We start from the raw sequence: 8,327 nt of genomic DNA, 5'->3' as shown, positions 1-8,327 counted from the left end.
ATGGTAAATCAATATTTGGAGCATCACAGAAATCCGAACGCAAACGATAATGGAAATTTCATAATCGAGGACTAACGCACCTTGCAGACTTTCAGTCTGCAAAACCAAATCTATGGACTTCCAGTCCATAGTGGTTTAGTTTTCATAATATATTAAGTCAGCATTCCGCCATCAACATTTAAAACTTGTCCAGTTACGTAAGCACTCATTTCCGAAGCTAAGAAAACACAAACATTGGCTACATCTTCACAAGTTCCGCCGCGTCGCAATGGAATAGAATCTCTCCAGCCTTGTACCACATCTTCGTTGAGTTTTGCAGTCATTTCGGTTTCAATAAATCCAGGAGCAATAGCATTGCAACGAATATTTCTAGAACCCAACTCCAAAGCCACCGATTTTGTAAAACCAATGACTCCAGCTTTTGAAGCAGCATAATTGGTTTGTCCAGCATTTCCTTTTACACCAACAACAGAACTCATATTAATTATAGAACCCGAACGTTGTTTCAAAAATGTTTTTTGAATGGCTTTTGTCATATTGAAAACAGATTTTAAATTGACATTAATTACTTTGTCAAAATCTTCTTCAGACATACGCATCAGCAAATTGTCTTTGGTAATTCCTGCATTATTTATAAGAATGTTTACAGTTCCAAACTCAGCCAAAACTGCATCAACAAAGGTTTGTGCTTCATTAAAATTGGAAGCATCAGATTGGTATCCTTTTGCTTTCACACCAAGTGCATTCAACTGGCTTTCCAATGCTTGAGCAGATTCTACAGACGAGCTATAGGTAAAAGCAACATTGGCGCCATGCTGTGCAAAAACTTCAGCTATTCCTTTTCCAATCCCGCGGCTTGCACCAGTAATTATAGCTGTTTTTCCTTCGAGTAATTTCATACAGGTTCAATTTTATAGTTTTATTTACAAATATAGAATAATTGATTGTTTAATAAAAAAAAGCGCTACAAAATGTAACGCTTTAATTTGAGATTTTTGTTGGATTTAAAAAGCCACATTCCATCTTGGCAAACAATTATTTTCGTCAAGAAAATTTTGCAAAGCTTGTCCTTCAACAAATGTTGGAATTGATTTATTCTTTTCATTGAAAGTTTCATACCAATAGACTTCCAATCTATCAATGTTTTCTTTTTTCATTTGTGCTGGCCAAGAATATTTACGCCCAGTTTTAGCAAACTGATGTCCGTTTACAATTTTATCATACAATCCGCCACCTTTGCTTTTTAATGAACCATCGTTTTGGATTGTACCTGTAGAGCCCACCATAATTAGTTTTTTATCTTCACCTTTTACTTCGTAAACCAGAAAAACACCACTTCCAGTTTCGGTTGCGTTGCAAACTTCTTCTAAACTATTTTCTGTTGTAAAAGTAAAACTATTGCTTACTTTAAACTTTTTTAATTCTTTGTACATCTTTATGATTATTAGATTTTTCGAGTATTAGATTTTTCGATTTAAAAAATCTAAAAATCATTATAAAAAAAGCTCCACAAATGCGGAGCTTTGGAATTTATTATTTGTACTTTGGAATTTATCCCAATACTTCTTTTACTTTTTTACCAATTTCTGCTGGCGAATCTACCACATGAATTCCGTTTTCACGCAAAATACGTTTTTTAGCTTCAGCGGTATCATCTTCACCACCAACAATTGCACCTGCATGTCCCATTGTTCTACCTTTTGGAGCAGTTACACCCGCTATAAAGCCAACAACTGGTTTACGGTTACCATCTGCACGAACCCATTTGGCAGCATCTGCTTCAAGTTGACCACCAATTTCACCAATCATAACGATACAATGCGTTTCTGGATCATTCATTAATAATTCTACAGCTTCTTTTGTAGTAGTTCCAATAATTGGATCTCCACCAATACCAATTGCTGTAGTAATTCCAAGACCTTGTTTTACAACTTGATCCGCAGCTTCGTAAGTTAAAGTTCCTGATTTTGAAACAATACCAACATTTCCTTTTTTGAAAACAAAACCTGGCATAATACCGACTTTTGCTTCACCTGGTGTTATAATTCCTGGACAGTTTGGTCCTATTAATCGACAATTTTTTCCTTTAATGTAATTATTGGCTTTAATCATATCGGCTACAGGAATACCTTCGGTAATAGCAATAATTACTTTAATTCCAGCATCGGCTGCTTCCATAATAGCATCTGCAGCAAAAGCTGGCGGAACAAAAATAATGGTAGTATCTGCTCCTGCTTTTTCAACAGCATCTTTTACAGTATTAAAAACTGGACGATCCAAATGAGTGGTTCCACCTTTTCCTGGAGTTACACCTCCAACAACGTTTGTGCCATATTCAATCATTTGCGATGCGTGAAATGTACCTTCACTTCCTGTAAAACCTTGTACTATTATTTTTGAATCTTTATTAACTAAAACACTCATGAGATATATTTTTTATTATTTTTTTGATTTGTGATGCAAAAGTATGAAATAGTAATTAGTAATTAGCCATTACTAATTAGTTTTTTAAAGCTTTTTAATAAATTGACAATTATGACAATTGACTCATTTGATATCCGCGATAGAGCTTATCATCCTTTAGTTCCCAGATCACAATAAAATGTGCTAAAACCATCTCTTCCCCAGGATTTTCTATAGTTTTGATATGGTGTGTGTATCGAACAGTGACAATATTTTCATCTGCTAGCAAATGATTTATTTCTACTCTAGATGAATGGTAGGCTTTTTTTAATTCGTCACCAAGTTTTAATAATTCTTTTCTGTTCAATAGTAAAAAACCTTTACTACTATTCCACTCAAGAGTTATGTCTGGATGTATAAATGTGTCCATTAATTCGCTGTTGCGTAGCGCATCAGATTGATAGAAATTTTTAGCTACTTCTTTTGCATTCATTGTTACTTGAGTTTATTTAAGATTTCGGGGATTCGCTTAATATTTGCCAATTGCTTGAGTTTTTCTCTTGATTCTTGAACAGGAGTGCCAAAATAACTTTTGCCTCCTTGAATAGATTTGGTTACTCCAGTTTGCCCCATCACAATTGCTTTGGAACCAATTGTGATGCCACTTGTGGTGCCAACTTGCCCCCAAAGTGTAACTTCATCTTCGATAATAACACAACCTGCAATACCAGTTTGAGAAGCAATTAAACATTTTTTACCAATTATAGTATCGTGACCAACATGCACCTGATTGTCAATTTTGGTACCTTCACCAATGGTGGTATCGCCAGTCACACCTTTATCTATTGTACACAGTGCTCCTATTCCAACATTATTTTCAATAATAACCCTACCACCAGAAATTAATTGATCATAACCATCTGGTCGTTTTTTGTAATAAAATGCATCCGCACCCAAAATTGTTCCAGCGTGAATAATGACATTATTACCAATAATAGTATTATCGTAAATAGAAACATTGGAATTAATCAAACAATTATTTCCAATAATTACATTGTTTCCGACAAAACAATTAGGCTGAATAATAGTTCCATGTCCAATTTTAGCGGAAGCGGAAATGGCATTATTTGAGACTTGAAATGGTCTGAAATAATGGGTTAACTTATTAAAATCCCGAAAAGGATCATCAGAAATTAATAAAGCTTTGCCATCTGGGCAATCGACATTTTTATTAATTAAAATGATGGTTGCTGCCGATTGCAATGCTTTATCATAATATTTCGGATGATCAACAAAAACAATATCTCCAAATTCTACCACGTGAATTTCATTCATACCCAAAACTGCAAAATTATCATCGCCTACATATTTGCAGTCGATAATATTAGCAATTTCTTTAAGAGTTTGTATTTGAGGAAATTTCATAATTCAATGAGATAATGTGTCAATTAGAAAATGAGATGATTATCAAATTGATAATCATCTCATTTTCTAATTGATATTTATTTTACACGTTCCATATATGAACCTGATGCGGTATCAATTTTTATTTTATCGCCTTCATTTATAAATAAAGGCACGTTTACCGAAGCTCCAGTTTCTACCGTAGCAGATTTTGTAGCGTTTGTAGCAGTATTTCCTTTCACCCCTGGTTCAGCATAAGTTACTTCAAGTACTATGGATGCTGGCATATCTACAGAAAGCGGTAAATCTGTTTCAGTATTAACTTGTACCATTACATTGGTTCCTTCTTTTAATAAATCTGGTGCATCCAGAATTTTTTTATCCAAAGTAATTTGTTCGAAAGAATCATTGTTCATAAAATGAAACTGATCTCCTTCTGAATACAAATATTGGTAAGTATGCGTTTCGACACGAACTTCTTCAATTTTATGACCTGCAGAAAAAGTATTGTCCAATACTTTTCCATTGGTCAAACTTTTTAATTTTGTACGTACAAAAGCGGGTCCTTTTCCAGGTTTTACGTGAAGAAATTCTATTATTTTATATATATCGTGATTGAACTTTATGCATAATCCGTTTCTAATATCTGATGTAGATGCCATTTTATTTTATTTGTTAATTTATTTTTATTTAGTAATTTCCTGTGTAGCCTTTCATAACTCCTCTTGATGAATTTCTAATGAAATCAAGTATTTCGTCACGCTCAGGCGTTGCTTCCATTTCGGCTTCTATGATTCCTACCGCTTGCGATGTATTATAATTTTTCTGATATAAAATTCTATAAATTTCTTGTATTTCTCTTATTTTTTCTGTGGTAAACCCCCTTCTTCGCAAACCTACGGAATTAATTCCAACGTATGATAAAGGTTCTTTTGCTGCTTTGGTAAAAGGCGGCACATCTTTTCTAACCAATGAACCACCTGAAATCATGGCATGGTCTCCAATATGAATAAATTGATGTATTGCTGCCAATCCACCAATTACAGCAAATTTCCCAACAATTACATGTCCTGCAAGTGCTACACCGTTCACAATGATAGCATTATCACCGATATGACAATCATGTGCAATGTGAGCCGTGGCCATAATCAAACAATTATCGCCAATGGTAGTTTGACCAGAAGCTATTGTACCCCTATTTATGGTAACACACTCTCTAATAGTAACATTATCTCCAATTACCGCAAGTGAATCTTCACCTCCAAATTTTAAATCTTGAGGAACGGCAGAAATAACTGCGCCCGGAAAAATATTGCAATTTTTTCCAATTCTTGCGCCTTCCATAATGGTTACATTTGAACCTATCCAAGTTCCATCGCCAATAATTACATTGTTATGAATTGTTGTAAAAGGTTCAATAACAACGTTTTTTGCGATTTTTGCACCTGGATGCACATAAGCTAGTGGTTGATTCATTTTATAATTCTTTTTTTGCTATTTGTGCCATTAATTCTGCTTCAGCTACTAATTTTCCATTTGCATAAGCATGTGCTTGCATGTGGCAAATTCCTCTTCTGATTGGCGTAATTAATTCACATTTAAAAATTAATGTATCTCCTGGGAGCACTTTTTGCTTGAATTTCACATTGTCAATTTTCATGAAAAATGTCAAATAATTTTCTGGATCTGGAACCGTACTTAGAACCAGTATTCCTCCTGTCTGCGCCATAGCTTCTACAATGATAACACCTGGCATAACTGGTGCTCCAGGAAAATGACCAACAAAAAAACTTTCGTTCATTGTGACATTTTTCATACCCAAAACCATCGTTTCAGTTAATTCCAATATTCTGTCGATAAATAAAAATGGCGGACGATGCGGTAAAATACTCATTATTTTATGAATATCCATCAAAGGTTCAGCATTTAAATCGGGAGTTGGAACATAGTTTCGTTGCTCGATTTTAATAATTTTAGCCATTTTTTTCGCAAATTGCGTATTTACAAAATGACCTGGTTTATTGGCAATAACTTTACCTTTTATTCTTGTACCAATCAGGGCTAAATCTCCTACAACATCGAGCAGTTTGTGTCTAGCAGCTTCATTTGGATAATGCAAAGTGAGGTTGTCTAAAACACCATTTGAAGTGACTGATATTTTATCTTTATTGAAAGCTTTCTTCAATCTATCCATAGTTTCTGGAGAAATTTCCTTGTCAACATAAACTATGGCATTATTTAAATCGCCACCTTTTATCAATCCATTTTCTAAAAGCGACTCCAATTCATGCAAAAAACTAAATGTACGACAATTTGCAATTTCAGATTTAAATTCTGAAATATTTTTCATGCTTGCATTTTGAGTTCCAAGCACTTTGGTTCCAAAATCGACCATAGTAGTCACTTGATAATCATCTGAAGGCATTAATATAATTTCACTTCCAGAAGCTTCGTCAGTGTAAGAAATAATTTCTTTAACGACATAAACATTTCTTTCTGCTTCTTGATCTTGAATACCCACTTTTTCAATGGCTTGAACAAAATATTTTGAAGAACCGTCCATAATTGGTAGTTCAGATGCGTTAAGTTCAATAATAATATTGTCTAAATCGCAACCTACAAATGCCGCCAATACATGCTCAGGGGTTTGTATTTTTACACCCAATTTTTCCAAATTAGTGCCTCTTTGCGTGTTAACTACATAGTTGGCATCGGCTTCTACAATTGGGCTACCTTCCAAATCGACTCTTACAAATGTAAAACCATTGTTTACAGGCGCTGGTTTGAATGTCATTTTAACTTCAACTCCAGTATGCAAACCTACACCTGTAAGTGTAATTTCGGACTGGATTGTTTTCTGTTTAACCATGATTATTTAATTATTTTTTTTAATTCTTGTATTTCTGAAACTATTTTAGGTAAATTTTTAAAATGTACATACGATTTATTATAATCTGAATAACCAAAGGCTGGACTACCTTGTAAAATTTCGTTGTCTTTTATGTTTTTTCCAACACCTGATTGGGCTTGAATTCGAACATTATTGCCTATTGTTAGATGCCCTGCTATTCCGACTTGACCTCCAATCATACAGTTTTTTCCAATTTTTGTGGTTCCTGCTACACCCGTTTGTGCCGCAATGACTGTATTTTCGCCAATTTCGACATTATGAGCAATTTGAATTTGATTGTCAAGCTTCACCCCTTTTCTTATGATGGTTGATCCCATAGTGGCTCTGTCAATTGTAGTACAGGCTCCAATATCTACATTATCTTCAATAATTACATTTCCAATTTGAGGAATTTTACTGAAAGTTCCATCACTATTTGGCGCAAATCCAAAACCATCTGCTCCAATTACAGTTCCAGCATAAATGTTGCAATATTTTCCAATTTGTGTTTCAGAATGTATTTTTACACCTGCGTAAATGGTAGTATCATCGCCAATTATTACATTATTATCTATAAAACAATTGGGATGGATTTTTACATTTTTACCAATTATTACGTTTTCTGCAATATAACTAAAACTTCCTAAATAAAAATTTTCGCCATATTTTACCGATTCTGCAATCACACACGGTATTTCAATGCCTACTTTATTGTTTTTAGCTTGATTATAAAATTCTAATATTTTACTAAAAGCACCATAAGCATCATCGACTTTTATCAAAGTTGTAGCAATTTTGCCTTCTGGAATAAATGATTTATTCACAATAGTTACTGATGCTTCCGTGGTATAAATAAAATTATTATATTTTGGATTGCTCAAAAATGTGAGTGAACCATGGGCTCCTTCCTCAATTTTTGACAACGTAGAAACTTCAGCATTTGGATTGCCTACAATTTCTCCTTCCAAAATACCGGCTATTTGTTCAGCTGTGAATTTCATTTGTTTTATACAATTTCATCTGAATAATTTTGAAAGTACTAAATTTGTTTATTGCAAAAATAACACTCCCAAAATTTCATTGTTACAAAAATATAAAAATTTGGTTCTAAACCTTAACTTTTGATCAGTACTTTTGGAAAACAGATAAAATATTTGGTAACTTGTTTAGACAAAGCTCTTAAATTTAATTGATCCGAGATTAGTGCTACATCTTCAATAGAGCCATCTTTTTTAAGAATTCTTATTGGTTCGGCAATTTTTGAATAGGCTTGATTTCTAATTTTACCTTTGAATATGAAGTATTTTGGTTCGAGTAAAGCAAAATTTTCATGTTTTGAAAATTGTTCAGTTAAGTCTTGAACTTGGGCACTTGTATACTTTTCTTCACTCATTTTGATTTTTAATAAATCTCTATTAATAATCATTTTACTCAGTGAACTCAATGTAAAATCTGAATGATTTTGCCATATTTTTAAAGCCCCAATGATGTCTGTATCATCCAGTTGAGCGAACTTATCCAAAATAATATCTGTAAAATCTATTAAATTTATTTTATTTTGGATGAAGAATTGTAAATTATCACTGCAATTTACAGAAATTCCTTTTTGAAACAATTCTTTAGCTCTTTT

9 protein-coding genes and 1 pseudogene are annotated in these 8,327 nt (G+C 33.4%); all 10 read right to left on the bottom strand.

All coding sequences use genetic code 11. The features are described from left to right. Positions 1-152 precede the first annotated feature (152 nt). Complete coding sequence (gene fabG, locus RMN92_RS06400; RefSeq protein WP_309608636.1) at positions 153-899, bottom strand: 3-oxoacyl-[acyl-carrier-protein] reductase; 747 nt, start codon at positions 897-899, stop codon at positions 153-155. Between the two features lie 105 nt (positions 900-1,004). Then, the gene (locus RMN92_RS06395) at positions 1,005-1,433 is read right to left on the bottom strand and encodes a hypothetical protein (RefSeq protein WP_309608635.1); all 429 of its coding nucleotides are present in this window, start codon (positions 1,431-1,433) and stop codon (positions 1,005-1,007) included. Between the two features lie 118 nt (positions 1,434-1,551). Next, on the bottom strand, positions 1,552-2,424 hold the full coding sequence (gene sucD, locus RMN92_RS06390) for a succinate--CoA ligase subunit alpha (RefSeq protein ID WP_309608634.1): 873 nt from the start codon (positions 2,422-2,424) through the stop codon (positions 1,552-1,554). 109 nt (positions 2,425-2,533) lie between these two features. After that, positions 2,534-2,896, bottom strand: a complete 363-nt coding sequence (locus RMN92_RS06385) for a nuclear transport factor 2 family protein (RefSeq protein WP_309608633.1) — start codon at positions 2,894-2,896, stop codon at positions 2,534-2,536. A 2-nt stretch (positions 2,897-2,898) separates the two neighbouring features. Continuing rightward, complete coding sequence (locus RMN92_RS06380) at positions 2,899-3,828, bottom strand: UDP-3-O-(3-hydroxymyristoyl)glucosamine N-acyltransferase (protein ID WP_309608632.1); 930 nt, start codon at positions 3,826-3,828, stop codon at positions 2,899-2,901. 77 nt (positions 3,829-3,905) lie between these two features. After that, complete coding sequence (efp, locus tag RMN92_RS06375) at positions 3,906-4,469, bottom strand: elongation factor P (RefSeq protein ID WP_309608631.1); 564 nt, start codon at positions 4,467-4,469, stop codon at positions 3,906-3,908. 28 nt (positions 4,470-4,497) lie between these two features. Continuing rightward, positions 4,498-5,283 (bottom strand): acyl-ACP--UDP-N-acetylglucosamine O-acyltransferase, encoded by a 786-nt coding sequence (lpxA, locus tag RMN92_RS06370; RefSeq protein ID WP_309608630.1) that lies wholly within the window; start codon positions 5,281-5,283, stop codon positions 4,498-4,500. Position 5,284: 1 nt separating this feature from the next. Beyond that, on the bottom strand, positions 5,285-6,676 hold the full coding sequence (locus RMN92_RS06365) for a bifunctional UDP-3-O-[3-hydroxymyristoyl] N-acetylglucosamine deacetylase/3-hydroxyacyl-ACP dehydratase (protein WP_309608629.1): 1,392 nt from the start codon (positions 6,674-6,676) through the stop codon (positions 5,285-5,287). Between the two features lie 2 nt (positions 6,677-6,678). Then, a complete protein-coding gene (gene lpxD, locus RMN92_RS06360; RefSeq protein ID WP_309608628.1) occupies positions 6,679-7,698 on the bottom strand; it encodes a UDP-3-O-(3-hydroxymyristoyl)glucosamine N-acyltransferase in 1,020 nt (339 codons plus the stop codon). 113 nt (positions 7,699-7,811) lie between these two features. Further along, positions 7,812-8,327, bottom strand: a pseudogene (locus RMN92_RS06355) (phosphohydrolase); the annotation flags it as partial.

It is taken from the genome of Flavobacterium sp., assembly GCF_031363805.1.
Taxonomy (GTDB): Bacteria; Bacteroidota; Bacteroidia; order Flavobacteriales; family Flavobacteriaceae; genus Flavobacterium.
The sequence above is the reverse complement of the archived record's forward strand: the minus strand, read 5'-3'. Positions and strand labels throughout refer to the sequence as shown.

Excerpts from the sequence above, each read along its gene's own strand:
- lpxA (WP_309608630.1), bottom strand. The coding sequence starts at position 5,283 with ATGAATCAACCACTAGCTTATGTGCATCCAGGTGCAAAAATCGCAAAA.
- sucD (WP_309608634.1), bottom strand. The coding sequence starts at position 2,424 with ATGAGTGTTTTAGTTAATAAAGATTCAAAAATAATAGTACAAGGTTTT.
- lpxD (WP_309608628.1), bottom strand. The coding sequence starts at position 7,698 with ATGAAATTCACAGCTGAACAAATAGCCGGTATTTTGGAAGGAGAAATT.
- RMN92_RS06395 (WP_309608635.1), bottom strand. The coding sequence starts at position 1,433 with ATGTACAAAGAATTAAAAAAGTTTAAAGTAAGCAATAGTTTTACTTTT.
- fabG (WP_309608636.1), bottom strand. The coding sequence starts at position 899 with ATGAAATTACTCGAAGGAAAAACAGCTATAATTACTGGTGCAAGCCGC.
- RMN92_RS06380 (WP_309608632.1), bottom strand. The coding sequence starts at position 3,828 with ATGAAATTTCCTCAAATACAAACTCTTAAAGAAATTGCTAATATTATC.
- efp (WP_309608631.1), bottom strand. The coding sequence starts at position 4,469 with ATGGCATCTACATCAGATATTAGAAACGGATTATGCATAAAGTTCAAT.
- RMN92_RS06365 (WP_309608629.1), bottom strand. The coding sequence starts at position 6,676 with ATGGTTAAACAGAAAACAATCCAGTCCGAAATTACACTTACAGGTGTA.
- RMN92_RS06385 (WP_309608633.1), bottom strand. The coding sequence starts at position 2,896 with ATGAATGCAAAAGAAGTAGCTAAAAATTTCTATCAATCTGATGCGCTA.